The following is a 25,771-nucleotide window of genomic DNA, read 5'->3' as shown; positions in this document are numbered from 1 at the left end:
CAAAAAAAGCCCGGCCGCAGGGCCGGGCTTTTCCGTGTCGACGAGAGGAGGCGGCGCCGAAGCGCCACTCCAAAAATTCACACCTTCGGCTCGATCCGCTGGTCGGCGGCATCCGAGCCGGTCTCGGCATAGAGCGTGCCGCGGCGCAAGGCCTCGAGGCCGAAGAGCTCGGCGGTGCGGGCCTGGACGGCGCGCCACAGCACGAAGTCGTTGAGCCGCGAGGTCTCGAAGGCGGCGAGCGCCACGGCCGAGAGGAACGGCAGGCTCTGCACCACCAGCACGATCGCGAACAGGTTCACCTCCCGCACGCTCTCGTAATTGGTGGCGTAGACGATGGTCGCGCCGATCAGCAGGAGCGCCCCCATCACCGCCTCGTCGAAGGCCGGGAAGTTCACCCGCTTGCCGCGGCCGCCGCCCTTGGCGGTGCGCACGAAGGGCAGGTGGTCCTTGATCAGCCCGAACGCCACGGCCCGCGCCACGGTCCACTGCATCGCCATGGCGGCGAGCATGGCGCCGAGCGCCTGCACCGTGCCGACCCGCACCCGCGAGCGGTAGAGCGTCGCGAAGTGGAGGATCGAGACCACCGAGGCGGCGAGAATCGGCAGGGTCAGCACCTTGTCGGGGATGGCGATGCCGACGAAGGCGACGACCGGCACCCACAGGAGGTTGAGGATCGCCACCACCACGCCGAGGCTCTCGGCGCCCAGCCAGTTGAGCCAGCCGAGCGTGAACTCGCGCCGCTGCTCGCCGGTCAGCGCGCTGCTGCCGGGAAGGAAGCGGCGCCAGTGCTTCTTGACGATCTGGAAGCCGCCATAGGCCCAGCGGTGACGCTGCTTCTTGAACGCCTCGAAGGTGTCCGGCAGCAGGCCGTAGCCGTAGCGGCGATTGGTGTAGCAGGCGGTCCAGCCGCGCTCGTAGATCGTCAGGCCGAGGTCGGTGTCCTCGCAGATGGTGTCGCTCGACCAGCCGCCGGCGTCCTCCATGGCGGCCCGGCGGATCAGGCACATGGTGCCGTGGGTGACGATCGCGTCGGTCTCGTTGCGCTGCACCATGCCGATGTCGAAGAAGCCGGCATATTCGGCGTTCATCACGTCGTGCAGCGGGCTCTTGTGGCCGTCGCGGTGGTCCTGCGGCGCCTGGACGAGGCCGACCTGCGGGTCGGCGAAGGCCGGGACGAGGTCCTTCAGCCAGTCGGGCGTCACCGTGTAGTCGGCGTCGATGATGCCGATGATCTCGGCGTCGGGAGCGGTGTGCTCGAGGGCGATCCGCAGCGCGCCCGCCTTGAAGCCCTTCACGTCCTGCAGGTTGAGGAACTTGAAGCGGTCGCCGAGCAGCTTGCAGTGCTCCGCGATCGGGTCGGTGAAGGCCGGATCGGTGGTGTTGTTGATCGCGACGACGCACTCGAAGTTCGGGTAGTCGAGCCGGGCGAGGGCGTCGAGGGTGGCCTTCAGCATCTCCGGCGGCTCGTAATAGGCCGGGATGTGGATCGACACCTTGGGCGCAAAACCCTCCGGCGCCTTCAGGCCGTGCGGCAGCAGCCGACGCGGGCCGCGGCCGAACAGCACGGCGGCGATCTCGTCGATCTTCCACATGGCGATGACCACCAGCGGGATCATCAGGAGCACGCCGATGCCGAGCGCGATCGCCGAGCCGACCACGAAATAGTGGCCCTGCCAGTAGTCGAACACCACGCCGGCCCAGGCCCCGACCGCATTGGCGAAGAACGCCAGCACCAGCGCCTGCAGGGTGGTCGCGCCCATCAGGAGGATCGGCAGCGACACCACGAGCCCGACCGCCACCGCGACCATCGCCACCTTGACGAAGGCCGGATCGAAGATCGGCCCGCTCCAGGCGAACTTGGCCTTCCGGTCGGCGTCGAACAGGCCCCAATAGGCACCGACCGAGCCTTCGAAGGTCTTCCAGGGCTGATCGAACGCCTCGATGATGTTGTAGTCGATGCCGAGCTGCTCGGCGTGCGAGACGAAGTCGCGCAGCAGCGAGGCCTGGATCACCCGGCCCGGCTCGGCGGCGCGGCGGTTGTAACCGGCGCTCGGCCAGCCGAACTCGGCGATGACGATGCGCTTGCCGGGATAGGCCTGGCGCAGCTTGAAGAAATTGTTGATCGCCAGCTCGACCGTCTGGTCGGCGGAAAAGCCTTCCCAGTAGGGCAGGATGTGGACGGCGATGAAGTCGACCGCCGAGACCAGCTCGGGATGCTCGAGCCACACCGAGTAGATTTCACCGGTGGTCACCGGCACGGTGCCGCCGGTCTCGCGCTTGACCTGCTTGATGTAGTCGATCAGCCGATCGATCTTCAGGTCGTCGCGGTAGATCGTCTCGTTGCCGACGACGATCGCGTTGATGTTGCGGTTCTTGCGGGAGAGCTCGACGACCGAGCGGATCTCCCGCTCGTTGCGGTCGGCGTTCTTGTCGAGCCAGGCGCCGGCGGCGACCTTCAGGCCCACCTCGGCGGCGATCGGCGGCACCAGCTCGGCCCCGCCCGTCGCCGAATAGGTTCGGATCGCGCGGGTGTAGGGGGCGAGCGTCTCGAGATCGCTGCGGATTTGCGCCGTGGTCGGCCGGTTGCCTTCCTCGGGATGGCCCTCGAAGGGCGAATACGACACGCTGGCGAGCGGACCGGTCACGCTCGGAGCGGAGGACTGGGTTTGCCAAATGGCCCACGCGCCCGCATGAAGACATGCCACGAGCGCGACCACGGCAGCGACGGATCGCATGGTCTGTTTACCGAATGGGGCGGAGGTAAACGGTCTCGAGCCTGTCCCCTAGGCTCGACCGGGACCGGGGGAAAACCGCGAGAGACAGTGCCGGTATCGTACGGCCGGTATCTCGCGCGGCAGGGTTCCAGTACACGTCACACATGGCGAATTCAGGGCGTAGCGGTTGTTCCGTACCGCATGTCCGAAACGGCCAACGTCGCGACAACGACGCTATCGAGGGTTCGTTCCCTGCTGCGGCGGTGCGGGGGTGGGCGCAGCCTGGGCGACGAGATCGGGGTCCAGCCAGCACCCGTGGACACGGGCGTTGATGTCGCCGGACTTCTGATCCAGCGGACCAAGTCGCACGACGCACCTGAACGCATTCTGAACGTGACCGCCGGGACAGCCGAATCGGTCGTACAGATCGAGATGGCGAAACGCCGTGTCGAGGTCGTCGCGCCACATCAGGCCGACCACCCGCTCGCCGAGCCAGACGCATTCGGCATTGGCGGCCGGCCCCTGCAGAGCCTTGCCGGCCTCGACCGTCTGGTCGGCGCGCGTCTTGCGCTCGGCCTTGGCCGCGTCGGCGGCGCCGCTCTGCGGAGCCTGCTGCTCCGGCTGCGGCTGGGCCTGCGGCTGAGGCGGCGGCGCCTGCTCGGAGGGAGCGGCCTGCTCGGGAGGCTTCTGCTCGGGGGCTTGCGCCGAGACCGGCGTCGAGAGCGCGAGCGCGAGAGCCGCGGAACAGCAGACCAGGGCGACGCGCGAACCGTTGAGAGGCATGTCTGTACTGTGCTGGCGGGTGTGGGTCGGAAACGTCGGGGCGGCGTCGTGCCGCCCGAGCGGAGCCGCATTACGGCACGGGGACCGTGGCAATCTTGCGACGGATCAACATACTTGTCCACCAATCCGAAGGTCGGGGGCGCGAATGCGGCTGTGGCACGGGGTCACCGCACCTCGGCCCACCGCGCCCCGCGTCCGAGCGATGCGGAGAAGCCACCGCGAACGGCCGGTTCGGCCCCGAGAATCGCCTCGGCGGGAGGGTCGACAGGGCCTCGCGGCAGGGTGATGCGACGGGATGAAGCTTGGCGGGACGGCGGCGGCACGCTAGTCGGGAGACGGCCGTCCGCTCGGGGCGGCGCCCGCGGAAATTCTCCATGCGTCCGACCCGCCTGCCGCTCTTTCTTCTGTTGATCGTCCTGTGTGCCGTGACGGCCGGCTGGTGGTGGCTCGGCCGCCCGGTGCCGATCGAGACCGGCCTCGCACCCGGCGGAAAACTCGCCTGCGTGTCCTATTCGCCGTTCCGCGGCGCCCAGAGCCCGCTCGACCCGTCGGTTCGCGCCGAGCCGTGGCAGATCGAGGAGGATCTTTCGCGCCTGTCGGCGGTCACCTCCTGCATCCGCACCTACTCGATCCAGCACGGCCTCGACGCCATCCTCGAGATCGCCGCCCGGCACGGCCTGAAGGTCCTTCAGGGCCTGTGGCTGTCGAGCCGGCGCGACCAGAACCGCACCGAGATCGACCGCACCATCGCGCTGGTGAAGGCGCATCCGAAAACGGTGATCGGCGTCGTGGTCGGCAACGAGGTGCTCCTGCGTGGCGAGTTGTCGGCGGGCGACCTCGGCGCGATCCTTCGCGAGGTGAAGGCGGCGGTGCCGGTGCCGGTCACCTACGCCGACGTCTGGGAATTCTGGCTGCGCAACCCCGCGCTCGCCGAGGCGGCCGACTTCATCACCGTCCATATCCTGCCCTATTGGGAGGACGATCCGATCCCGGCCGACCAGGCCGGCGCGCACGTCGAATCGATCGTCCACCGGGTGAAGCTGGCGTTTCCGGGCCGGGACATTCTGGTCGGCGAGGTCGGCTGGCCGAGCGCGGGCCGGATGCGGGAAGGGGCGCTGCCGTCGCTTTCCAACGAGGCGCTGGTGGTGCAGGACGTGCTCGATCGAGCGCAGCGCGGCGGCTTTCGGGTCAATGTGATCGAGGCGTTCGACCAGCCCTGGAAGCGGGCACTCGAGGGCACCGTCGGCGGCCATTGGGGCATCCTCACCGATGCCGGGCGGGAGCCGAAATTCTTGGTCGGCGAGCCGGTGTCGGACCATCCCGACTGGCTGCGCAATGCCGGGCTCGGCGCCGCGCTGGCGCTCGCGGTCTTTGCCGCCGCCTTTGCTGCCGCGGCCGGGCCGGGGCGAGAGAAGATTTCGCCGGGCGCCTGGACCGCGGTCGCGCTCACGGCGGCGGCCGGCGGCCTGCTCGCCGGCTGGGCGCTGGAGAAGATTTTGGTCGAAAGCCTCGGCTGGGGCGGGCTTTTCCGTGGCGTGCTGCTCGGCGTGGTGACGGTGGCGGCACCCGTCGCCGGGGCGGCGCTGCTCGCCCGCGGCGAGCGCTTGCCGGGTTTTTCCGAGATTTTGGGGGCGGCCGGCGAGCGGCCGACCTCTCCCGTCACCGCGGCCGCCGGCTGGCTCCTCGTGCTGACCGCCGTGCTCGCGGTGCAGACCGCGCTCGGCCTGGTGTTCGATCCGCGCTACCGCGACTTCCCGTTCGCCTCGCTCACCGCCGCGACGCTGCCGTTCCTCTCGATCGCCTGGCGGGTGCGGGGCGAGGGCGTGCGGGGTGCGGCCGAGAACGGCATCGCCGCGACGCTTCTTTTGTCGGCCGGCTTCGTCGTGCTGAACGAGACGGTCGCGAACTGGCAGGCCGTGTGGCTCGCGCTCGCCTTCGCCGCGCTCGCTGTCACGCTTCTGCGGGTGCGGGTCGTGCGAGACTGAGCAGCAGAAGTGCGCCGCCGAACCCGGCGAGCCCGGCATTGTAGAGCACCACGCCGATCGCGGTCGCCGCGAGCGCGATCGCGAAGGTGACGACCGTCGGCCGTAGAAGATTCACCGCCGCCGCCCCGACCGCGACCCAGCCGAACACGCCGGCGCCGAACAGCCGCGAGGCGATCAGCCGCGCGAGGCACAGCGTGCTGTCCCGGCCGGCGTCGCAGGCGAGCCCCACTTGGGTGTTCTGGATCACCAGATAGCGCATCCACAACGCCGTCCCGAGCGCGACGAAGCCGACGACCAGAAGCCAGTTGGTGGTGCGGGCCGAGGGCAGGAAGCGGGGGCGCATGGAGAAAAAACCTCGCGAAGTGGATGCCGGCCCGGCGCCGCCGTCGCGTGCAGGCGAGCAGACGGGACGGGTCGGAAACGGCACGAGCTTAACGGCTTCCCGGCGTTTCCCGAAGAGCTTTTTGGAAGCTGCGGCGGCAACCCGGCCGAGAGGCGCCGGCCGAGAAGTGGGGAGGGACAAGAAGTGGCGACGGAGAAGTGGCGGCGGCAAGTCGGCCGCGGCGGATCGTCGCCGCCGGCGGAGGCTCACGGCAGCGCGAGCGTCCGTCCGTCGAGCAGCGTCGCCCGGCAGGCGACCCCGGAGGCGGCGAGGGTGGCGCACAGCCGGGTGGCGGCGATCGTGCTCGACACCGGCCCGGCGACCAGCCGCGTCTCGATCACCCCCGGCTTGCTCGTCTGGTGCAGCGCGACCGCCGGCTCGAGCCCGGCGACCACCGCCGGATGCGCAGCCTTCACCTGGCCCCACATCGTCCGCAGGTTCTCCAGGCTTCCGGTACCGCCGATCTGGATGCCATAGCGCTTCGGCAAGGCGTTGCGGGCGGGCGGCGGCACCGCTGCGGCGCTGGTCGCCGCCACCGGCGTCGCGGCTGCGGGAGCCGCCGGCGGAGCCGGCTGGGCGGACGAGGGGGCGGGCGTACGGGCGGCGACCGCGACCGGCTTCGGACGCGGCAGCGGCACGGTGCTCGTCTCCTGCGCGGCGAGGCCGAGCGCCGCGGTGCTGCCGGCGGTGGCGAGTCGGGCCGGCTCGTGCAGCTCGATCGGCGCCGCCGGGTTCTCGCTCTCGGCGGTCGGCCGCGAGGTCGCCGGCGTGCCGAGCCCGTCCGGCGGGGTCGGCACGGGCGAGGTGATGCCCGGATCGAGCAGCCGGTCGGTGCCGGCGGGCGGATGCGCGAGCGGCCGGGTGAGGGCGATCGAGCCCGTGAGATCGGCGAGGCTCGCCTCGACGGCGGCGAGCCGGCCGGCCAGGGTGTCGCGGTCGCCTTCGAGCGATTTCAAGGACTCGGCGAGCCGGCGGGTCTCGCGCTCGGTCTCGATCGCCTGGGTCATCGCCTGGGCGGTGGCGATCTTCATCGCATCCGCCCGAGCGGCGAGCGGACCGCTCGCCATCGCGAGCCGGCGCTCGCCGACCTCCGAGCGACCGGCCAGCACCGCGAGCCCGACCGCCGCGACGGCGGCGAGGCCCCATCCGGCGAGACGAAACAGCGGCCCGACCTCGATCCGCCGGTCGTCCTTCGTTTGCCGCGCCTGGGGCCGGTTCGTCGGTCGGTTCGCGAGGCGGTCCGCCATGTCCTTGAATCTGCCGAATCAATTTGCAGCCAACTTACCAGAGTCGCGAGCGCCCGGCGCGTCCGTGACAGTGCGGGTGCGGCTTTTCGCAGGCGCAAAGGCAGGCTATGAGGGCGGCGGGCGTCATCCGGCGCCATCCGGACACCAGCGAATACCAAGAGAATACCGATGACGGCGCGAACCTGCCTGACCGTCGTGCTCGCCGCCGGGGAGGGCACGCGCATGCGCTCGTCCCGCCCGAAGGTTCTGCACGCCATCGCCGGCCGAACGCTTCTGGCCCACGTGCTCGACGCGGTGCAAAAAACCGGCAGCCGCATCGCAGTGGTGGTCGGGCCGAACGCCGAGCCGGTCGCCGCGGCGGCGCGCGCCGTCGCGCCCGACGCCGAGATTTTCGTGCAGGCCGAGCGGCGCGGCACCGCCCACGCCGTGCTCGCGGCGCGTGCGGCGCTGGAGCAGGGCGCCGACGACATCCTGGTGGCGTTCGCCGACACGCCGCTGATCCGCCCCGAGACGCTCGCCCGGCTGCGGGCGCCGCTCGCCGAAGGCGCCGCCGTGTCGGTGCTCGGCTTCCGCCCGGCCGACCCGACCGGCTACGGCCGGCTGGTGACCGAGGGCGACACGCTGGTGGCGATCCGCGAGGAGAAGGACGCGAGCCCGGCCGAGAAGGCGATCGGCCTGTGCAATGCCGGCCTGATGGGGATGTCGGGCGCCCGTGCGCTGGCGCTGTTGGAAAAAATCGGCTGCGACAACGCCAAGGGCGAGTTTTATCTCACCGACGTGGTGACGCTCGCCCGCGTCGCGGGCGCCAGCGCCGCAGTGATCGAGGCCGAGGATCACACCGAGGTCCTGGGGGTCAACACGCAGGCGCAGCTCGCCGAGGCGGAGGCGGTGCTGCAGGGACGCCTGCGCGCCGCCGCGCTCGACGCCGGGGTGACCATGACGGCGCCCGGCACGGTGTTCTTCTCTGCCGACACGACAATCGCGCCGGGGGCGACCGTCGAGCCCTATGTGGTGTTCGCGCCCGGCGTGACGGTCGAGGCGGGCGCGGTGATCCGCGCCTTCTCGCACCTCGAAGGAGCGCATGTCGGGCCGAACGCGACGGTCGGGCCTTTTGCTCGGCTGCGGCCGGGGGCCGAGCTCGGCGAGGCGGTGCATGTCGGCAACTTCGTCGAGGTGAAGGCCTCGACGGTGGAGGCCGGCGCCAAGGTCAACCACCTCACTTATATCGGCAATGCCCGCGTCGGCTCGCGCACCAATGTCGGCGCCGGCACCATCACCTGCAACTACGACGGCGTGAAGAAGTATCACACCGACATCGGCGCGAACGCCTTCATCGGCTCGAACTCGTCGCTGGTGGCGCCGGTGACGATCGGCGACGGCGCCTATGTCGGCTCGGGCTCGGTGATCACCGAAGACGTCCCGCCGGACGGGCTCGCGGTCGGCCGTGGCCGGCAGGTCGTCAAGGACGGCTGGGCGGCGCGCTGGCGCGAGACTGCGACGGCCGTCAAGAAAAAGCCCTGACCAGGGCGGATTCCCGACCGCGGGGGCCGCGGCCGGGACTCTCGCGTCCGCCGGGGTCTTGCTCCGGCCGGGGACTTGCATGGACGAACATCGCGCGACGTGCCGGACCGTCCGGGACCCAGGCACGGCGACGCACGAGGGGGCGTGATCATGTGTGGCATCATCGGAATCTTGGGGCGTGAGCCGGTCGCGCCGCAGATGGTCGACGCGCTCAAGCGGCTCGAGTATCGCGGCTACGATTCGGCGGGCGTCGCCACGCTCGAGGGCGGGCATCTCACCCGCTGCCGGGCCGAGGGCAAACTGAAGAACCTCGAGCAGAAGGTCGCCGCCTCGCCGCTGCGCGGCCGCGTCGGCATCGGCCACACCCGCTGGGCGACCCACGGCCGGCCGAACGAGGTGAACGCCCACCCGCACGCCGCCGGCCCGGTCGCGGTGGTGCACAACGGCATCATCGAGAACTTCAACGAGCTGCGCACCGAGCTGGAAGGCGCGGGCGCGCACTTCTCGACCGAGACCGACACCGAGGTGGTCGCCCAGCTGGTGTGCGCGCTGATGGCGACCGGGCTCGGCCCGGTCGACGCGGTGAAGGCGGCGCTGCCGCGGCTGCGCGGCGCCTTTGCGCTCGGATTTCTGTTCGAAGGCGAGGAAGACCTCTTGATCGGTGCGCGCAGGGGCTCGCCGCTGGCGATCGGTCACGGCGAGGGCGAGATGTATCTCGGCTCCGACGCCATCGCGCTCGCGCCCTTCACCTCCTCGATCTCCTATCTCGAGGACGGCGACATGGTGGTGCTGACGCGCGCCGGCGCAAAAGTGTTCGACGAGACGGGCGCGCCGGTGGCGCGGCCGGTGATGCAGTCGAGCGCCTCGGCGTTCCTGGTCGACAAGGGCAACTACCGCCACTTCATGGCGAAGGAGATCCACGAGCAGCCGGAGGTGGTCGGCCACACGCTCGGCCATTACGTGTCGTTCGCCGCCGAGCGGATCGCGCTGCCCGACCTGCCGTTCGATTTCCGCGACCTCGAGCGGGTCACCATCTCGGCCTGCGGCACTGCGTATTACGCAGGGCTGGTCGGCAAATACTGGTTCGAGCGGCTGGCAAAGCTGCCGGTCGAGGTGGAGATCGCCTCGGAGCTGCGCTACGGCGACGCGCCGTTCGCGCCGGGCAATCTCGCGCTGTTCGTCTCGCAGTCGGGCGAGACGGCCGACACGCTGGCGACGCTGCGCCACGCGAAGGCGCACGGCCAGCACACGGTGGCGATCGTCAACGTGACGACCTCGACCATCGCGCGCGAGGCCGACGCGGTGATGCCGACGCTCGCGGGGCCCGAGATCGGCGTCGCCTCGACCAAGGCGTTCACCTGCCAGCTGGTCGTGCTCGCCTGCTTGGCGATCGCCGCGGGCCGGGCACGTGGAAACCTCACCGAGGAGGACGAGCAGCGGCTGGTGCGGGCGCTGATCGAGGTGCCGCGCCACATGACGGCGGCGCTCGCGCTGGAGCCGGCCGTCGAGAAACTCGCCCGCGACATCGCGAAGAACCGCGACGTGCTCTATCTCGGCCGCGGCACCAGCTATCCGCTGGCGCTCGAGGGCGCGCTGAAGCTGAAGGAGATCTCCTACATCCACGCCGAAGGCTATGCGGCGGGCGAGCTGAAGCACGGGCCGATCGCGCTGATCGACGAGACCATGCCGGTGATCGTCATCGCGCCGCACGACCGGGTGTTCGAGAAGACGGTCTCCAACATGCAGGAGGTGGCGGCGCGCGGCGGCCGCATCATCCTGGTGACCGACCCGCAGGGGGCGGCCGAGGCGACGGTCGATTCGCTCGCCACCCTCACGCTGCCGCACATGCCGGCGACGGTGACGCCGATGGTCTATGCCCTGCCGGTGCAGATGCTCGCCTATCATGCCGCGGTGATCATGGGCACCGACGTCGACCAGCCGCGCAATCTCGCCAAGTCCGTCACCGTCGAGTGACACGGGCAGGCGATATCTGGACGCAGCGCAACAGGCGCGGGTGTGCCGCCCTGCGGCATCCCGCGCTGCGGGCAGAGATGGCAAGCCGGACGGCAAGCCGGGGCGGATTGTCGCCGTGCCGTTGCGCCGCGCTCGAATCGAGGCAACATAGAGGGCCATGAGCGCCACCAGACCGCCGTCTCCCCCTGCGCCGGGACCCGACAAGGCTCATGCCGGACCGGGCGCCCGGCTTCGCAACTATTTTCTGACCGGCCTCGTGGTGGCCGGTCCGGTGGCGATCACGCTGTGGCTGACCTGGACCTTCGTCACCTGGGTCGACGCGCTGGTGCAGCCCTTCATCCCGGTGCAGTACCGCCCCGAGACCTATCTGCCGTGGGCGATCCCCGGCACCGGCCTGATCATCGCCTTCGTCGCGCTCACCACGCTCGGCTTCTTCGCCGCCAATCTGGTCGGGCGCACGCTGGTGGAGTTCGGCGAGCGGCTGTTGGACCGCATGCCGCTGGTGCGCTCGCTCTACAAGGGGCTCAAGCAGGTGTTCGAGACGCTGTTCTCGGAGACCGGCTCGAGCTTCCGCACGGTGGCGCTGATCGAGTTTCCTTCGCCCGGCATGTGGTCGCTGGTGTTTCTCTCCACCGCGCCGGGCCAGCAGGTGGCCGAGCGGCTGCCGCCGGAGGAGCACGTGTCGTGCTTCATGCCGTGCACGCCCAACCCGACCACCGGCTTCTTCTTCTTCGTGCCGCGCGCGCGGCTGATCGAGCTCGAGATGTCGGTCGAGGACGCCGCCAAGCTGATCATGTCGGCCGGCATGATCCAGCCGGGCGGGGCGGCCGACCATCAGAAGCGGCTCGCCGGCTTTGCCGCCGCGGCGCAGACGGTGCAGTCGGCCGAGGAGGCCGGCAAGACGGCGGCCGCCGAGGATTCTTCCGCCGGGCAGGACGCCGGTGCGGAGCCGGTTGCGGCGGGGCCGGCGACGGATGCGGGCGCGGGCGAACTGGGGGACCAATCCGGCGAGAGGTCGGCCGCTAAGCCGTCGGACAAGTCCGCCGACGAGTCGGCCGGCAAGCCGGTGACGGCGGCCGGCTGACGACGAGGCGTTTCGCGAGCCGCGGAAACGGAGCGGCGTCGCGGTGGAGTACCCGACATCATGATGCGTGGAATGCCGGCCGCGGCCGGAAAGACGCCCGCCGAGGATCGCGATCGTGACGATCTCGACCGTCGTGTGGGGGACGTGCGGTCGCTCGCGTCGCGGCTGGAAAATGCGCGCCTCGCGACCACCGTGCTGGCCGCCTGGTGCCGCGAGCGCGGGATTGCCGACGGCAACGTTCTCGTCCGCCTGGTGGCCGATGCCGATCCCGAAAACTTGGACTTCGAGGGTTTTCGCGCACTCGGCCTGGACGGTCCCGCGGGCGAGGGGGCGGGCGAAAACCCCTCCGCCGCCGGCTTGGTGTTTCGCAAGGTCGAGCTGCGCCTGTGTGGCCTGCGGGTCGCCGAGGCGACCAACTGGTATTTCCCCGCCCGGCTGACAGCGGAGATGCGCGCCCGCATCACCACCGACTGCCCGTTCGGCGAGGCGATCGAGGCGTTGCAGCCGATCCGCCGGACCCTTTGGGTGCGCCCGGCATCGCCGGCGGCGATCGTGTCCGCGGTGACGGAATTTCGGGAACGGCGGCAGGCGGGCACGGCGGCGGCGGACCGGATGGGCGGGGAGCCGAGCGACTTGCTACTCGGTGTGCCGGTGATCGAGGTGCGGGCGCTGCTGCACCGCCCGGACGGCACGCCGCTGTCGCTGGTTCAGGAGAAGATCGGCGCGGTGGTGGTGGCCTGACCTCGGCGAGCCGCCGGCGTTCGACGTGGCGGCGGGCGAGCCGCCGTCAGCGGCGGGCCGTCTTCGTGGCCGGCCGGCTTTCGGTCTGGTCGCTCCGGCCGCCGTGAGCCTGTTCCGGCTCGATCGGCCAGTTCTCCGCTTCGTATGCCGCGATCACCCGCGCGAGCGCGTCGAACCGCGCCGCTTCTGGCGTGCCCGGGACCGGCTCGCAGGCAAAGAAGCCCTCGATCTCGTCGAGTGCCTGCTCGTAGTCGGCCTCGTTGCGGATCCGCTCTATCTCTGGCGCCATGATACGGTATCCGGATCGATACGATCGTACTCGGCATGGGTTCCGATGAACTTCACCAGCACCCGGCCGTAAGTATAGGAAACGTGGGCCACCAACCGATATTTGTTTCCGCCGAGATCGAAAATCAATCGATTGTCGTGCAGAAAATCCACCGTCGTCCCGAACTGCGCCTTGACGTCGGACGGCCCGCGCCAGAGCGCGCGCGAGACTTCGGCGTACCAGACCCGAACTGGTCCTTCGGCGGCCGGGTGGCGGCACCAGAACAGCTCAAGCGTTCGGCGGGCAATGACTTGCATGAAAAAGCTCGGGTAAAGAAAGCAGCCGAGGGTAGTAGGGGCAGATCGCGTCCGTCCAGGGCCGCCTTTCACCCCGCCCGCAAGAGCCTGACCGCCTCGTCGCGCTCGAAGAGGTAGAGGAGCGTGCGCAACGCCTCGCCGCGCTCGGACTTTAGCTCGGGGTCGCGGGCGAGGATCAGGCGGGCGTCGTCGCGGGCGGCTTCCAGCAATTCGGCGTGGGACTCGATGCGGGCGACGCGAAAACCCGGCATTCCGCTCTGCCGGGTGCCCAGCACGTCGCCCTCGCCGCGCAGCCGAAGATCCTCCTCGGCGATGCGAAAGCCGTCCTCGGTGTCGCGCATGGTGGCGAGCCGTGCCTTTGCCGTCTCGCCGACCGGCGTCTTGTACAGGAGCAGGCAGGTCGAGGCGGCCTCGCCGCGGCCGATCCGGCCGCGCAGCTGGTGGAGCTGGGCGAGGCCGAAGCGCTCGGCGTGCTCGATCACCATCACGCTCGCTTCCGGCACGTCGACGCCGACCTCGATCACCGTGGTGGCGACCAAAAGCGTCGTCTCGCCGGCGGCGAAGGCGGCCATCGCGGCGTCCTTCTCGCTCCCGCGCATCTTTCCGTGCACCAGCCCGACGGTGGCGCCAAAAATCTTCTCGAGATCGCCGAAGCGGTCCTGTGCGGCGGCGAGGTCGCTCGTTTCCGACTCCTCCACCAACGGGCAGACCCAGTAGACCCGCCGGCCCTCGTGAAGCGCGCGGCCGACCGCCGCCACCACGTCGTCGAGCCGGTCGAGCGCGACGGTACGGGTGTCGATCGGCTTTCGCCCGGCCGGCTTCTCCCGCAGCTCCGAGACGTCCATGTCGCCGAAATAGGTCAGCACGAGCGTTCGCGGGATCGGCGTTGCGGTCATCACCAGAAGGTCCACCGCGTGGCCCTTCTTGGCGAGCGCATAGCGCTGGTGGACGCCGAAACGGTGCTGCTCGTCGATCACCGCGAGCGCGAGGTCGTGAAAGACGACGTCGTCCTGAAAGATCGCGTGGGTGCCGACCAGAAGGTCGATCTCGCCGGCCTCGAGCGCGGCCAAGGTGGCGGTGCGCTCCCGGCCGCGCTCGCGTCCGGTGAGGATGGCGATGCGCAGGCCCGCGGCATTTGCGAGCGGCGCGATGGTCTTGAGGTGCTGGCGGGCGAGAATTTCGGTCGGCGCCATCAGGGCGGCTTGGCTGCCGGCCTCGACCGCGGTGGCGCAGGCGAACAGCGCGACCACCGTCTTGCCCGAGCCGACGTCGCCCTGCACCAGCCGCAGCATTCGCTCGGGCTTCTCGAGATCGGCGACGATGTCGGCGACCGCTTTGTCCTGCGAGGGCGTGAGGCTCCAGGGCAGCGCGGCGGCGAGCTTCTCGCGCAACCGCCCGTCGCCGACCGTGGCGCGGCCGGCGGCCTTCTTCACCCGCGCGCGAACCATCGCCAAGGCGAGCTGACCGGCCAAGAGCTCGTCGAAGGCGAGCCGCCGCCACGCCGGGCTTTTCTCGGCCGAAACGTCCTCCGGCTCGCCCGGCCGATGCACCGTGCGCAGGGCTTCGGCAAAGCTCGGAAATTTTTCGGCGGCGAGAAAGGCCGCGTCCTGCCACTCGGGCAGGCTCGGCAGCGGCGACAGCGCCGCCTCCACCGCCCGCCGCACCGCATAGGCCGAAAGACCCTCGGTCAGCGGATAGACCGGCTCGATCGGCGCGAGTTTTTCCAGCTCCGCCTCGGTCATCACCCGGTCGGGATGCACCATCTGCAGCATGCCGTCATAGAGCGCCGTGGTGCCCGACACCCAGCGCTCCTCGCCGACCGGGAAGAGCTTTTGCAGATGCTCCGGCCGCGCCCTGAAATAGGTGATCACGAGGTCGCCGGTGGCGTCGCTCGCAAAGACGAGATGCGGCGCGCGCGAGCGGCCGGGCGGCGGCGGGCGATGCCGCTCCACCTTCACGCACACCGTCGCCACGCTGCCGGGCTTCACCTCGGCGAGCTTCGGGCGGGCGCGCCGGTCGATGAAGCCGGTCGGCAGATGGAAGACGAGGTCGAGCACCCGCGGCGCCTCGCGCCCGAGCAGGCGGGCATAGAGGCGCTCCATCTTCGGCCCGACGCCGGGCAGGGTGGTGATGGCGGCGAACAGGGGATTGAGGCTGTCGGGTCTTCGCATCGGTGGACCGGCGGTGTGGGGCGCCGACTGTCCATCCGATGCGGCCGCGGTTCAACCCGTTCGGGGAACGGACCGGCCCGCCCCCCGCGAATGGCCGGTCAACGGGGCTCGGGGAGGAGGGCCGCACGGGCGAGCCGTTCCCGGAACGCCGCGGTCTTCCGCGCGACCACCGAATCGTAGGTGGCCGGCCGCAGGCGGGCGAGGAGGTCGATCGCGGTGGCGTCGCTGCCGATCAGGATGCGGGGCGCCTTGCGGCGGATGCCGCGCACGATCGTCTCGGCCGCGACCTCGGGCTCGGTCCGCAGGCTCGCCGCGAAGGCGGTGGCGAGTTTTTGCCGCTCCGCCGCCGACAGCGCGCCGTCGTAGCGCGAGCCGGCGACGATGTTGGTCCGCACCCCGCCCGGAAACACCACCGAGACGGCGACCCCGGTATCGCGCAAATCCTGCCGGATCGCCTCGGTGAAGCCGCGCACCGCGAACTTGCTGGCGCAATAGGCGGCCTGGCCCGGAACGCCGATCAGCCCGTAAACGCTCGACACGTTGACGAGGCTCGCCTCGGGCCGCGCGACCAGATGCGGCAGAAAGGCCATGGTGCCGTGGACGACGCCCCAGAAATTGATCTCCATGGTCCAGTGCAGCGTGGCGTCGGTCAGTTCGCCGATCGCACCGGTGGACGACACGCCGGCATTGTTGACGACGACGTCCACCTCGCCGAAGCGCGCGACCACCGCGCGCGCCGCGGCCTCCACCGCCTCGCGCCGGGCGACGTCGAGGGTTCGGCCTTCGACCGCGGCCGCACCGGCCTCCCGGCAACGTGCGACGGTGTCGCGAAGCCCGTCGGCATCGCGGTCGAGCAGAGCGAGGCGGGTGCGCTCGGCGGCCAGCCGGACGGCGAGCGCCCGGCCGATCCCGGAGGCGGCGCCGGTGATCACGATGGCCTTGTCGGTCAATGTCTTCATGAGAAAATTCCGTGCATGAACTGGTGGATCGCTCGGTCCAGGAGCGCCTCGTCGAGGGTCGCGACCCCGTTCAGGCCGAACGAGGCGTAGGTGTTGAACGTGCCGAGAAAGGTCGCCGCGTAGGCGCGGTGCCGCCCGGCCATGTTGCCGTGGTGCTCGGCGGCCGCCAGAAAGACGGCCTCGATCGCCGCGAAATGCCGCTCGTGCCAGGGCAGGGCGGCGCGGTAGGCCTCGCTCTCCGGCGGCGCGAACCACAGCGAGAGATAGAGGCGGTAGACGTCGGGCTCGGCCGCGACGACCTCGAAGGAGGTGCGGGCGATCGCGGCGAGCGTCGCACCGAGATTGCCGCAGAGGTCGGCGTGCACGTCCGCCGCCGACGCGAGACGGGCATGGAACGGCGCCAGCCGGTCGTCGAGCAGCGTCTCCAGAAGGCCGAGCTTGCTGCCGAAGTGATGGTAGAGCGAGGGTTTTGTGAGCCCGGCCGCCGCAACGATCTGCTGGACCCCGACGGCGTCGTAGCCGTGCCTCGCGAACAAATGCAGGGCGCAGGCGAGGAGGGTGGAGCGCGAATCGGCCGGCGGGTTCATGTGGCGACGTTATACCGATCGGTATGGCCTGTCTATACCGGTCGGTATGGTGTTTGTCCGCGCTGCGACGGATCGCCCCCGATCGACTTGCACGCGCAAAAACGGTGGCCTATACGGCTGGTCGGTCGGCAGTTCACCCAGGCGTCGCCGCCCCGGAGACGGGGAGCTGAACCTGCCAGAGAAAAATCCTCGTCACGGTCGACACCCCGTCCCGTGCCACGTCGAAGCCGGCGACCACGACGCTCCGTCAGGACCCGTCCTTGCGGATCTCGGCACGTGGAGGATTCGGGTGATGTCCCGCGAACTGATTCCCTTCGAGACGGACGATCTGTCCGCACTTGCGCGCGCCCTCGAGGGCGAGCTCGCCCGCGCCGGCAGTGGGCCGGTCGGCCACGTCGTGATGCTGAACATGCTGGCGCGCGCCACCGGCTACCGCAATTTCCAGCACCTTCGCGCCCAGCAGGAGGCGCGCGGGCGTTTGGAGAACCCTGCACCGAAGACACCCGCGCCGCCGGTCGACTTCCGCAAGGTCGAGCGGCTTCTGCGGTATTTGGACGAGGCGGGGCGGCTCAAGCGCTGGCCCGGCAAGCAGAGCGAGCGGGTGGCGTGCCTGTGGGTGCTGTGGTCGCGGATCGCCCCGCGGGTGGTGCTTTCGGAGCCGGAGATCAACCGCGCGCTCCAGGAGGCGCACCTGTTCGGCGACCACGCGTTGCTGCGGCGTGAGATGGTCGATCTCGGCATGATGGCGCGCACGCCGGATGGGCGAGAGTACCGCCGCATCGAGCAGGCGCCGCCGCCCGACGCCAAGGCGCTGATCCGGGCACTCGCGCTGCGCACGGCCCGCACGCCCGCGTGACGCCGGGGGCTGCGGGTCTTTTGCCGCGGACGAACCGCCGGAGCGGCGTCTATCGATGCTTCTCCGGCGTGTCGCGGCTCGCCACCCAATACATCAGGAGCCCGACGCCGAGCACGATCAGCGGAGCGATGTAGAACGCGTAAATTTCCACGGCGGTCATGGGCGAAGCCTCCGGAGGATCGCGCGTCCCAGGAAATGTAGGCACGCTCCGATCGAAAACCAGACGACGCCGAACGCCGTCACGGTGATCAGCGAGTAGCCGGTTCCGCCCATTCCGAACGAGACGACGGGCGCGATCACCCCGAGCGCGATGCAGGCGGTCGAAAGGCGGTCGATCGCCGCCGCCGTCAGCTTGGTCTGCTCGTTGTGGATCAGGGTCATGGGCGATCGAGGGTTTCGCTCGGCCGTCGCCGGAGCCGGCAAGGCCGCGTGTGGTTCGTCGATACCGCAACCGGCAGCCTTCTGTCCATTGGCGGCGCGGCGCCCCGCGGCTATATGACAGCGGCGCCCGGCACCGTCCGGGCTTTCGGCGTTTCCGGGGAGAGCAGATGACCGGCACCACACGATCGAGCGAAGGGCTGTCACCGCGCCGGCGGCGGCTGTTGTTCCGGGCATGGCGGCGCGGCACCCGCGAGCTCGACTTGATCACCGGCCGGTTCGCCGATGCGACCATCGACACGCTTTCCGAGGACGAGCTCGACGCGTTCGAGACGCTGTGCGAGCGCGCCGACCTCGACCTCTATGGCTGGCTGACCGGATCGACCCCGGTGCCGCCGGAATACGACACGCCGCTCTACCGGCGCATCGCCGCGTTCAATCACGCCAAGGACGCGGAGTGACGCTTCGCCCTTTCCGGCAGGCGAGGGGTGGTCGCGGGTGATGCCCGCGACCCCAACCCGTCGTCGCCCGCGCGTCCCGATCACGATTCTCTCTGCTGGACGACCATGGCCCAAAAATCCCCCGCCAAATCCCCCGCCGCGCAGCTCTCGCCCGGCCGCCCGCTGACGCTGGCGAGCGTCGCCGACGGTGCCGAAGGCTTGGTGCTCGCCGATCTCGCCCGCGCGGTCGTGGCCCGCAAAAACCCGCCGGCGGTCGGCCTCGTGGTCGTCTGCCGTGACGGCGCCCGGATGGCGCAGCTCGCCCGTGCGCTGAGCTTCTTCGCGCCGAACCTCGTGCGGCTCCAGCTGCCGGCCTGGGACTGCCAGCCCTACGACCGCGTCTCGCCGCATCCGGGCGTGGTCGCCGAGCGGATGACGACGCTCGCCCGCCTCGCCCGGCTGAAGGGAAGCGAAGCCCCGACCGTGCTGCTGACCACCGTCAACGCCGTGGTGCAGCGCGTGCCGGCCCGCAAGACCTTGGCGGGGCAGGCGTTCTCGGCCGCGCCCGGCAACCGCTTGGCGATGGACGGCATCACCCACTGGCTCGAGCTGAACGGCTTTCTGCGCACCGCGACGGTGCGCGAGGCGGGCGAGTACGCCGTGCGCGGCGGCATCATCGACCTCTATCCGCCGGGTGCGCCGGAGCCGGTGCGGCTCGACTTCTTCGGCGACACGCTCGAATCGATCCGCACCTTCGATCCCGAGACCCAACGCACCCAGGACCAGCTCCGCGCGCTCGATCTCGTCCCGGTCTCCGAGTTCCAGCTGGTCACCGAGACCATCCGGAAATTCCGCCAGGCCTACGTCTCGACCTTTGGCGCGGCGACCTCGGGCGATCCGCTCTACGAGGCAGTGAGCGAGGGCCGGCGCTATCCCGGCATGGAGCACTGGCTGCCGCTGTTTCACGACCGGATGGACACGCTGCTCGACTATGTGCCGGACACGCCGGTGGTGCTCGAGCATCTCGCCGAGGAGGCGGTGCACGAGCGGCTCGCCCAAATCGCCGACTATTACGACGCCCGCAAGCAGGCGGTGACGATGGCGGGCGGCGGCCCGCCCTACAAGCCGCTGCCGCCCGATCGGCTGTACGTGACCGATTCGGAATGGAAGGAGCGCCTCGAAACCGCGGCGCTGGTCCGCCTCACGCCGTTCGCGACGCCCGAAGGCGCGAGCGCTGAAACTTGCGGCCCGGTGATCGACGCCGCGACAAGAGCCGGGCGCAACTTCGCCGCCGAGCGCGCCGCCGACGCCAACGTGTTCGAGGCGCTCAAAGGCCACGTCGAGAGTCTGCAGACCGATGGCAAGCGGGTGGTGATCGCCCTGTGGTCGGAGGGCGCGCGCGACCGCATGGGCCACGTTCTGGCCGACCACAAGCTCGTCAACCTCACCAACGTGTCGAGCTGGCCGGAGGCGCGCAATCGCCCGGCGGTCGAGATCTCGCTCGCGGTGCTCGGCCTCGAGGCGGGCTTTTCCACCGACGACCTCGCCGTGATCGGCGAGCAGGACATTTTGGGCGACCGCCTGGTCCGCCAGAAGCGCACGGCGAAACGCGCGGAAAACTTCATCGCCGAGATCACCAGCCTGTCGGCCGGCGACATCGTGGTGCATGTCGACCACGGCATCGGCCGTTTCATCGGGCTGAAGACGATCGAGGCCGCCGGCGCACCGCACGACTGCCTCGAGCTGCACTACGCCGGCGACGACAAGCTGTATCTCCCGGTCGAGAACATCGAGCTTCTGTCGCGCTACGGCGCCGAGGACACGATGGTCGAGCTCGACCGGCTCGGCGGCGCCGGCTGGCAGACCCGCAAGGCGCGGATGAAGCAGCGCATCCGCGAGATCGCCGGCGAGCTGATCCGCATCGCCGCCGAGCGGCAGCTGCGCGCGGCCGAGCGGCTGTCGGTCGGGCAGGGGGCGTACGACGAGTTCTGCGCCGGCTTCCCCTACGACGAGACCGACGACCAGCGCGCGGCGATCGACTCGGTGCTCGACGACCTCGCGGCCGGCCGGCCGATGGATCGCCTCGTGTGCGGCGACGTCGGCTTCGGCAAGACCGAGGTGGCGCTGCGCGCCGCCTTCGCGACCGTGATGAACGGCAAGCAGATCGCCGTCGTGGTGCCGACCACGCTGCTCGCCCGCCAGCATTTCCGCACCTTCTCCGAGCGGTTCCGCAGCTTCCCCGTCAATGTCGGCCAGCTCTCCCGGCTCGCCAGCACGCAGGAGATGGCAAAGACCCGCAAGGGGCTCGCCGAGGGGCAGATCGACATCGTCGTCGGCACCCACGCGCTGCTCGGAAAGACCATCAAGTTCAAGGATCTGGGCCTCGTCATCGTCGACGAGGAGCAGCATTTCGGGGTCTCCCACAAGGAGCGCCTGAAGAAGCTGCGCGCCGAGGTGCACGTCCTCACCCTCACCGCGACGCCGATCCCGCGCACGCTCCAGCTCGCCCTCACCGGGGTGCGGGAATTGTCGATCATCGCCACCCCGCCGGTCGATCGCCTGGCGGTGCGCACCTTCGTCACCCCGTTCGATCCGCTGATCGTCCGCGAGGCGCTTTTGCGCGAGCGCTACCGCGGCGGCCAGGCCTTCTATGTCTGCCCGCGTATCGAGGACTTGGCCGAGGCGAAGGCGTTCCTCGACCAGTCGGTGCCGGAGGTGCGGGTGGTGACGGCGCACGGCCAGATGTCGCCGGGCGTGCTCGAGGACGTGATGTCGGCCTTCTACGACGGCAAGTACGACGTGCTGCTCTCGACCACGATCGTCGAGTCCGGCCTCGACATCCCGACCGCCAACACGCTGATCGTCCACCGCGCCGACATGTTCGGCCTCGCTCAGCTCTATCAGCTCCGCGGCCGGGTCGGCCGCTCGAAGACCCGCGCCTACGCCCTGTTCACGATCCCCGCCGAGCGGAAGATCACGCCGACCGCCGAGCGGCGGCTGAAGGTGCTGCAGTCGCTCGACACGCTCGGCGCCGGCTTCCAGCTCGCCTCGCACGATCTCGACATCCGTGGCGCCGGCAACCTGTTGGGCGACGAGCAGTCCGGCCACATCAAGGAGGTCGGCTTCGAGCTCTATCAGCAGATGCTGGAGGAGGCGGTGGAGAGCCTGAAGTCGGGCACCGCCGCGCCGGTCGAGGATCGCTGGTCGCCGCAGCTCACCCTCGGCATGCCGGTGCTGATCCCCGAGGATTACGTGCCCGACCTCTCGGTGCGGCTCGCGCTCTATCGCCGGCTCGCCGACCTCGACGAGGAGCGCGAGATCGACTCGTTTGCCGCCGAGCTGGTCGACCGCTTCGGCGAGATGCCGACCGAGGTGCATTACCTCTTGCAGACCGTGCTCCTGAAGGCGCTGTGCCGGCGCGCCAATGTCGGAAAAGTCGATGCCGGGCCGAAGGGGGCGGTGCTGTCGTTCCACGAGGACCGCTTCGCGAACCCCGAGGGCCTCGTTCACTTCATCCGCAAGCAGGGGGTGTGCGCAAAGGTGCGGCCGGACATGAAGGTGGTGTTCTTCGACGACTGGGAGGAGCCGGCCGACCGCCTGAAGGGCACGACCGCCATCGTCCGCCAGCTCGCCGCCATCGCCGCCAAGGCCAAGGCGGCGTGAGCCGCCGACCCGCCGCCGGGGCCGCCGGCGCCACGGGCACCGTCGTCACCAGCCGAAGCCATCTGCCATGAGCCTCGAGTCCGTCCGCACCTTCTTCGCCGAAAAGGCCCCCGACATCACCGTGATCGAGCTCGCCCGATCGACCGCGACGGTGGAGCTGGCAGCCGACGCCCACGGCGTCGCGCCGGCGCGGATCGCCAAGACGCTGTCGCTGAGGGTGAAGGAGCGGGTGTTTCTGGTGGTCGTGCGCGGCGACGCCCGGCTCGACAACCGCAAGGCCAAGGCGACCTTCGGCGGCAAGGCCGCCATGCTCGGTCCGGACGAGGTGTTGGCGATCACCGGCCATCCGGTCGGCGGGGTGTGCCCGTTCGGCCTCGCGACCCCGCTGCCGATCTATTGCGACGTGTCGCTGAAGGCGTTCGACGAGGTGTTGCCGGCCGCCGGCTCCACCCATGCCGCGGTGCGCATCGCGCCCGAGCGGATGGCCGCCCTCACCGGCGCCGAATGGGTCGATGTCTGCCGCCTCCCGGAGAGCGAGCCGGCCGGCTGATCGCCGCGTTCGCTCAGGCCTGCGCGTCGGCCGGAGCGTCCTCCGGAGCCGGTGCCGGTGCCGTGTCGGCGACGGCGCCCCGCCAAGCATCGAGGTCGGCGAGCGCGCGGGCGGACAGCGCGTGCTTGCGAGCGACCGTTTTGGCCGGGCCTCGCAGGCGCGAGCCGTCGGGGTGCTTGGTCGGCGCGACGGCGAGCGGCGGGAATAGACCGAAATTCACGTTCATCGGCTGGAACGAGCGCGGCCCGGCGTCGATCGTTGCAAAGGCGTCGCCGAGATGGCCGCCGGTGATGTGGCCGAGCAAGGCCCCGTGCGCGGTGGTGGGCGGCGGCGGCACCGGCTCTTCGCCGCGGCTTTCTGCCGCCGCGAACCGGCCGGCCAGGAGCCCCATCGCGGCCGATTCCACGTATCCCTCGCAGCCGGTGATCTGCCCCGCGAAGCGCAGCCGCGGCAAGGCCTTCAGCCGCAGCGTCGGGTCGAGCAGCTTCGGCGAGTCGAGATAGGTGTTGCGGTGGAGCCCGCCGAGGCGCGCGAACTCGGCCCGCTCGAGCCCCGGAATCGTCCGGAACACACGCACTTGCTCGGCGTGCTTCAACTTGGTTTGGAAGCCCACCATGTTGTAGAGCGTGCCGAGCCGGTTGTCCTGGCGGAGCTGGACGACGGCGTACGGCTTCTTCTCCGGGTGGTGCGGATCGGTCAGGCCGATCGGCTTCATCGGCCCCCAGCGCAGCGTGTCGCGGCCGCGTGCAGCCATCACCTCGATCGGCAGGCAGCCGTCGAAATAGGGCGTCTTGGTCTCCCACTCGTGGAACGCCACCGTCTCGCCGGCGAGCAGCGCGTCGACGAACGCCTCGTACTGGTCGCGGTTCATCGGGCAGTTGAGATAGTCGGCCCCCGAGCCGCCGGGCCCCGCCTTGTCGTAGCGCGACTGGAACCAGGCGACCTCCATGTCCACCGAGTCACGATGGACGATCGGGGCGATGGCGTCGAAGAAGGCGAGGGCGTCGGCGCCGGTCGCCGCCCGCACCGCCTCGGCGAGCGCGGCCGAGGTCAGCGGGCCGGTCGCGACGATGGTGCTGCCCCAATCTTCCGGCGGCAGGCTTTCGACCTCCTCGCGGAGAATCGTGATCAGCGGATGCGAGGCGAGCGCCTCGGTCACCGCGGCCGCGAAGCCGTCGCGGTCGACGGCCAGCGCGCCGCCCGCCGGCACCTGATGGGCGTCGGCACAGCGCATCACCAGCGAGCCGAGCCGGCGCATCTCGGCGTGCAGGAGGCCGACCGCATTGGCGGCGGCATCGTCGGAGCGGAACGAGTTGGAGCACACCAGCTCCGCCAGGCTTTGCGTGCGGTGGGCGGCGGTCGAGCGCACCGGGCGCATCTCGTGGAGCACCACCGGCACCCCCCGCGTGGCGATCTGCCAGGCGGCTTCCGAGCCGGCGAGGCCGCCGCCGACGACATGGACAGGTTGCATGGGGTCACTCCGTTGCGGCCGCACGGTCGCGCGGCCGGCTCCGGCCGGCATATAGGGGCGCGGAAACGGAAAAGAAAACCGCTCGTGCGATCGAACCCGCGGACCGGTCGGCGCGACCACGTGGCGGGGACACGACGAATGCGACTTCAGCGCGTGATCAAATCTTCGCCACGGGCGCGGACCACACTCGCCGGTCTCGGCCGCCTTCGTGCGTCGGACGGCAGAGTTCCTTCTCGGACGCACGCTTCTGCCATGAGCTTTCCTGTCTCGGCTCTCGGGCCGTGTCTTGGGCCGTATCTTGGGCCGTATCTTGGGCCGTGCATGCGGTGGATCGCCGGCATGCGGTCGGCCGTCGATGAAACATCCGGAGGATTTGGATGAAGCGATACGTGATGGTCGTGGCGTCCGCCGCGGCGGCGCTGCTGCTCGGCGGGACGGCGAACGCCACCCCGCTGGGCGCGACGGGCGGCGGCGCCGGCGGGACGGCCGATTCGCTCGGCATCGTCGAGAACGTCCAGTTCTTCTGGGGCGGCTACGAATATTGCTGGTACGATTTCGGCTGGCGAGGCCCGGGCTGGTACCGCTGCGGCTTCGCCATGCGGCGCGGCTATGGCTGGGGCGGCCCGATCGGCTGGCGCGGCTGGCGCCGCGGCTATCCGCCGCCGCCGCCCTACGGCTATCGCCGGCCGGGACCGCCGCCGCCGCATTTTCGTGGCCCGCCTCCGGGACCTCCGCGCTTCCGCGGCCCGCCGCCCGGCCCGCGTTTCCATGGTGGCCCGCCGCCCGGACCGCGCCCGGTCTCCCGTCCCGGTCCGGCTCCGCGCCCTGGCCCCGGACCCGGCCCGCGGCCGGCCGACCGCCGCTGGTGATTTTCTCCTCGTGGGTCGCTCGGCCGACCCGCACCGACGAGACGACGAGACGGCGAGGGCGGGCCCGTGCGGCCCGCCCTTTCTCGTCGTGTCGCCGGCCTGCGTCACCGGCCTGCGTCCTTTGTCGGGTTGCGCGTGCGCGCCGCGCGTGATGCACTTTCTGCAACCGCACAATCGGGGGGAGATCGATGCCGGCCGACACCGTCCTGGAGATGCGCAGCCTCTTTTTCGAGGATTTGAGCATCGGCATGCGTGAGACCATGTACCGCACCGTCACCGACGAGGCGGTGCGCACCTTCGCCGAGGTGAGCGGCGACAAGAACCCGATCCACCTGTCGGAGGAGTTCGCCGCCGGCACCCTGTTCGGCACCCGGATCGCCCACGGCATCTTCACCGCCGGGCTCGTCTCCGCGCTGCTCGGCATGCGGTTGCCGGGGCCGGGGGTGATCTATTTCTCGCAAACGCTCAATTTCCGCGCGCCGGTGAAGATCGGCGACCAGGTGGCGGTGACGCTCGAGGTGGCCGAGCTGAAGCCGGAAAAATTCCGCGCCCGGCTCGCCTGCACCTGCATGGTGGGCGACGAGCTGGTGCTCGACGGCGACGCCTGGGTGAAGGTGCCGTCGCGCCTGCCGTCGCCCGAGGCGGCGCCGAAATCCGCCTGATCGATTCGGCTCGTGAGCGCGTCGCGCCGCCCGCATCCTGCTACCGGCGGACGGCGTTCACGTGCAGGCCAAACCCTTGGTGGCCATAACGAACGTCGACGGCTCATACAGCGAAACGATTAGCGCGCTCGTGCGATCCGTGTATACTT

Annotated in this window: 22 protein-coding genes; 11 read left to right on the top strand and 11 right to left on the bottom strand. The window is 70.3% G+C overall.

Annotation, left to right across the window (positions count from 1 at the left end; translation table 11 throughout):
- Positions 1–77: 77 nt before the first annotated feature.
- Both A33M_RS09795 and A33M_RS09790 read right to left on the bottom strand, forming a co-directional pair.
- The gene (locus A33M_RS09795; RefSeq protein WP_202801842.1) at positions 78–2,645 is read right to left on the bottom strand and encodes a glycosyltransferase family 2 protein; all 2,568 of its coding nucleotides are present in this window, start codon (positions 2,643–2,645) and stop codon (positions 78–80) included.
- A 303-nt stretch (positions 2,646–2,948) separates the two neighbouring features.
- Positions 2,949–3,497, bottom strand: a complete 549-nt coding sequence (locus A33M_RS09790) for a hypothetical protein (protein ID WP_052026992.1) — start codon at positions 3,495–3,497, stop codon at positions 2,949–2,951.
- A gap of 374 nt (positions 3,498–3,871) precedes the next feature.
- Between A33M_RS09790 and A33M_RS09785 the strand changes: the two genes are divergently transcribed.
- Complete coding sequence (locus tag A33M_RS09785) at positions 3,872–5,482, top strand: glycoside hydrolase family 17 protein (RefSeq protein ID WP_008386414.1); 1,611 nt, start codon at positions 3,872–3,874, stop codon at positions 5,480–5,482.
- Here the strand turns inward: A33M_RS09785 and A33M_RS09780 are convergent.
- Complete coding sequence (locus A33M_RS09780; RefSeq protein ID WP_008386413.1) at positions 5,448–5,825, bottom strand: hypothetical protein; 378 nt, start codon at positions 5,823–5,825, stop codon at positions 5,448–5,450. The two genes, A33M_RS09785 and A33M_RS09780, sit on opposite strands and share 35 nt — an antisense overlap.
- Positions 5,826–6,070: 245 nt before the next feature.
- On the bottom strand, positions 6,071–7,111 hold the full coding sequence (locus tag A33M_RS09775) for an SPOR domain-containing protein (protein WP_008386411.1): 1,041 nt from the start codon (positions 7,109–7,111) through the stop codon (positions 6,071–6,073).
- Between the two features lie 168 nt (positions 7,112–7,279).
- Here A33M_RS09775 and glmU point away from each other — a divergent pair, with 168 nt between their 5' ends.
- The 4 genes from glmU (at position 7,280) to A33M_RS22305 (ending at position 12,431) form a co-directional block, all read left to right on the top strand.
- Positions 7,280–8,632, top strand: a complete 1,353-nt coding sequence (gene glmU / locus A33M_RS09770) for a bifunctional UDP-N-acetylglucosamine diphosphorylase/glucosamine-1-phosphate N-acetyltransferase GlmU (protein ID WP_040619973.1) — start codon at positions 7,280–7,282, stop codon at positions 8,630–8,632.
- Positions 8,633–8,782: 150 nt separating this feature from the next.
- Positions 8,783–10,606 carry a glutamine--fructose-6-phosphate transaminase (isomerizing) gene (gene glmS, locus A33M_RS09765; RefSeq protein ID WP_040619971.1) on the top strand — a complete coding sequence of 608 codons (1,824 nt, stop codon included), beginning with the start codon at positions 8,783–8,785 and terminating at the stop codon, positions 10,604–10,606.
- 157 nt (positions 10,607–10,763) lie between these two features.
- A complete protein-coding gene (locus A33M_RS09760) occupies positions 10,764–11,690 on the top strand; it encodes a DUF502 domain-containing protein (protein ID WP_083850396.1) in 927 nt (308 codons plus the stop codon).
- 60 nt (positions 11,691–11,750) lie between these two features.
- Positions 11,751–12,431, top strand: coding sequence for a hypothetical protein (locus A33M_RS22305; RefSeq protein ID WP_008386392.1), 681 nt, complete (start codon positions 11,751–11,753; stop codon positions 12,429–12,431).
- Positions 12,432–12,477: 46 nt separating this feature from the next.
- Here the strand turns inward: A33M_RS22305 and A33M_RS09750 are convergent, their stop codons facing one another.
- The 5 genes from A33M_RS09750 to A33M_RS09730 form a co-directional block, all read right to left on the bottom strand.
- Positions 12,478–12,720, bottom strand: a complete 243-nt coding sequence (locus tag A33M_RS09750; protein WP_008386390.1) for a hypothetical protein — start codon at positions 12,718–12,720, stop codon at positions 12,478–12,480.
- Positions 12,705–13,016, bottom strand: a complete 312-nt coding sequence (locus tag A33M_RS09745) for a type II toxin-antitoxin system HigB family toxin (RefSeq protein ID WP_008386388.1) — start codon at positions 13,014–13,016, stop codon at positions 12,705–12,707. Before A33M_RS09745 ends, A33M_RS09750 begins: the two co-directional genes overlap by 16 nt.
- A 68-nt stretch (positions 13,017–13,084) precedes the next feature.
- Positions 13,085–15,187, bottom strand: coding sequence for an ATP-dependent DNA helicase RecG (recG, locus tag A33M_RS09740; RefSeq protein ID WP_008386386.1), 2,103 nt, complete (start codon positions 15,185–15,187; stop codon positions 13,085–13,087).
- Between the two features lie 98 nt (positions 15,188–15,285).
- A complete protein-coding gene (locus tag A33M_RS09735) occupies positions 15,286–16,146 on the bottom strand; it encodes an SDR family NAD(P)-dependent oxidoreductase (RefSeq protein ID WP_008386384.1) in 861 nt (286 codons plus the stop codon).
- Positions 16,143–16,733: a TetR/AcrR family transcriptional regulator gene (locus A33M_RS09730; protein WP_008386383.1), complete on the bottom strand. Its 591-nt coding sequence runs from the start codon at positions 16,731–16,733 to the stop codon at positions 16,143–16,145. Before A33M_RS09730 ends, A33M_RS09735 begins: the two co-directional genes overlap by 4 nt.
- A 292-nt stretch (positions 16,734–17,025) precedes the next feature.
- Here A33M_RS09730 and A33M_RS09725 point away from each other — a divergent pair, with 292 nt between their 5' ends.
- Positions 17,026–17,589 carry a DUF2087 domain-containing protein gene (locus A33M_RS09725; RefSeq protein ID WP_040619968.1) on the top strand — a complete coding sequence of 188 codons (564 nt, stop codon included), beginning with the start codon at positions 17,026–17,028 and terminating at the stop codon, positions 17,587–17,589.
- A 156-nt stretch (positions 17,590–17,745) separates the two neighbouring features.
- On the opposite strand, the gene A33M_RS09720 is transcribed toward A33M_RS09725, so the two are convergent.
- Positions 17,746–17,970 carry a hypothetical protein gene (locus A33M_RS09720; RefSeq protein ID WP_008386380.1) on the bottom strand — a complete coding sequence of 75 codons (225 nt, stop codon included), beginning with the start codon at positions 17,968–17,970 and terminating at the stop codon, positions 17,746–17,748.
- Between the two features lie 167 nt (positions 17,971–18,137).
- On the opposite strand from A33M_RS09720, the gene A33M_RS09715 reads away from it, so the two are divergent.
- The 3 genes from A33M_RS09715 to A33M_RS09705 all read left to right on the top strand — a co-directional run bounded on the left by A33M_RS09715 (position 18,138) and on the right by A33M_RS09705 (position 22,620).
- Entirely contained in the window at positions 18,138–18,428 is a 291-nt protein-coding gene (locus tag A33M_RS09715) for an FAD assembly factor SdhE (protein ID WP_008386379.1), read from the top strand.
- Between the two features lie 105 nt (positions 18,429–18,533).
- Positions 18,534–22,070 (top strand): transcription-repair coupling factor, encoded by a 3,537-nt coding sequence (mfd, locus tag A33M_RS09710; RefSeq protein WP_040619967.1) that lies wholly within the window; start codon positions 18,534–18,536, stop codon positions 22,068–22,070.
- Positions 22,071–22,137: 67 nt separating this feature from the next.
- Entirely contained in the window at positions 22,138–22,620 is a 483-nt protein-coding gene (locus A33M_RS09705) for a YbaK/EbsC family protein (RefSeq protein WP_008386376.1), read from the top strand.
- Between the two features lie 13 nt (positions 22,621–22,633).
- Here A33M_RS09705 and trmFO read toward each other — a convergent pair whose 3' ends face one another.
- A complete protein-coding gene (trmFO, locus tag A33M_RS09700; protein WP_202801841.1) occupies positions 22,634–24,091 on the bottom strand; it encodes a methylenetetrahydrofolate--tRNA-(uracil(54)-C(5))-methyltransferase (FADH(2)-oxidizing) TrmFO in 1,458 nt (485 codons plus the stop codon).
- Between the two features lie 377 nt (positions 24,092–24,468).
- Here trmFO and A33M_RS22300 point away from each other — a divergent pair, with 377 nt between their 5' ends.
- The gene (locus tag A33M_RS22300) at positions 24,469–24,960 is read left to right on the top strand and encodes a hypothetical protein (RefSeq protein WP_008386370.1); all 492 of its coding nucleotides are present in this window, start codon (positions 24,469–24,471) and stop codon (positions 24,958–24,960) included.
- A 188-nt stretch (positions 24,961–25,148) separates the two neighbouring features.
- Positions 25,149–25,622, top strand: coding sequence for a MaoC family dehydratase (locus A33M_RS09685; RefSeq protein ID WP_008386368.1), 474 nt, complete (start codon positions 25,149–25,151; stop codon positions 25,620–25,622).
- Positions 25,623–25,771: the final 149 nt, after the last annotated feature.

Origin of the sequence: Rhodovulum sp. PH10, from assembly GCF_000293785.1 — a bacterium.
Classification (GTDB): Bacteria; Pseudomonadota; Alphaproteobacteria; order Rhizobiales; family Xanthobacteraceae; genus Rhodoplanes.
The sequence above is the reverse complement of the archived record's forward strand: the minus strand, read 5'-3'. Positions and strand labels throughout refer to the sequence as shown.

What these genes read in the sequence shown, in the direction of transcription:
- A33M_RS09790 (WP_052026992.1), bottom strand. Translation starts at nt 3,497, where the DNA reads ATGCCTCTCAACGGTTCGCGCGTCGCCCTGGTCTGCTGTTCCGCGGCT.
- A33M_RS09785 (WP_008386414.1), top strand. Translation starts at nt 3,872, where the DNA reads ATGCGTCCGACCCGCCTGCCGCTCTTTCTTCTGTTGATCGTCCTGTGT.
- A33M_RS09780 (WP_008386413.1), bottom strand. Translation starts at nt 5,825, where the DNA reads ATGCGCCCCCGCTTCCTGCCCTCGGCCCGCACCACCAACTGGCTTCTG.
- A33M_RS09775 (WP_008386411.1), bottom strand. Translation starts at nt 7,111, where the DNA reads ATGGCGGACCGCCTCGCGAACCGACCGACGAACCGGCCCCAGGCGCGG.
- glmU (WP_040619973.1), top strand. Translation starts at nt 7,280, where the DNA reads ATGACGGCGCGAACCTGCCTGACCGTCGTGCTCGCCGCCGGGGAGGGC.
- glmS (WP_040619971.1), top strand. Translation starts at nt 8,783, where the DNA reads ATGTGTGGCATCATCGGAATCTTGGGGCGTGAGCCGGTCGCGCCGCAG.
- A33M_RS09760 (WP_083850396.1), top strand. Translation starts at nt 10,764, where the DNA reads ATGAGCGCCACCAGACCGCCGTCTCCCCCTGCGCCGGGACCCGACAAG.
- A33M_RS22305 (WP_008386392.1), top strand. Translation starts at nt 11,751, where the DNA reads ATGATGCGTGGAATGCCGGCCGCGGCCGGAAAGACGCCCGCCGAGGAT.
- A33M_RS09750 (WP_008386390.1), bottom strand. Translation starts at nt 12,720, where the DNA reads ATGGCGCCAGAGATAGAGCGGATCCGCAACGAGGCCGACTACGAGCAG.
- A33M_RS09745 (WP_008386388.1), bottom strand. Translation starts at nt 13,016, where the DNA reads ATGCAAGTCATTGCCCGCCGAACGCTTGAGCTGTTCTGGTGCCGCCAC.
- recG (WP_008386386.1), bottom strand. Translation starts at nt 15,187, where the DNA reads ATGCGAAGACCCGACAGCCTCAATCCCCTGTTCGCCGCCATCACCACC.
- A33M_RS09735 (WP_008386384.1), bottom strand. Translation starts at nt 16,146, where the DNA reads ATGAAGACATTGACCGACAAGGCCATCGTGATCACCGGCGCCGCCTCC.
- A33M_RS09730 (WP_008386383.1), bottom strand. Translation starts at nt 16,733, where the DNA reads ATGAACCCGCCGGCCGATTCGCGCTCCACCCTCCTCGCCTGCGCCCTG.
- A33M_RS09725 (WP_040619968.1), top strand. Translation starts at nt 17,026, where the DNA reads ATGTCCCGCGAACTGATTCCCTTCGAGACGGACGATCTGTCCGCACTT.
- A33M_RS09720 (WP_008386380.1), bottom strand. Translation starts at nt 17,970, where the DNA reads ATGACCCTGATCCACAACGAGCAGACCAAGCTGACGGCGGCGGCGATC.
- A33M_RS09715 (WP_008386379.1), top strand. Translation starts at nt 18,138, where the DNA reads ATGACCGGCACCACACGATCGAGCGAAGGGCTGTCACCGCGCCGGCGG.
- mfd (WP_040619967.1), top strand. Translation starts at nt 18,534, where the DNA reads ATGGCCCAAAAATCCCCCGCCAAATCCCCCGCCGCGCAGCTCTCGCCC.
- A33M_RS09705 (WP_008386376.1), top strand. Translation starts at nt 22,138, where the DNA reads ATGAGCCTCGAGTCCGTCCGCACCTTCTTCGCCGAAAAGGCCCCCGAC.
- trmFO (WP_202801841.1), bottom strand. Translation starts at nt 24,091, where the DNA reads ATGCAACCTGTCCATGTCGTCGGCGGCGGCCTCGCCGGCTCGGAAGCC.
- A33M_RS22300 (WP_008386370.1), top strand. Translation starts at nt 24,469, where the DNA reads ATGAAGCGATACGTGATGGTCGTGGCGTCCGCCGCGGCGGCGCTGCTG.
- A33M_RS09685 (WP_008386368.1), top strand. Translation starts at nt 25,149, where the DNA reads ATGCCGGCCGACACCGTCCTGGAGATGCGCAGCCTCTTTTTCGAGGAT.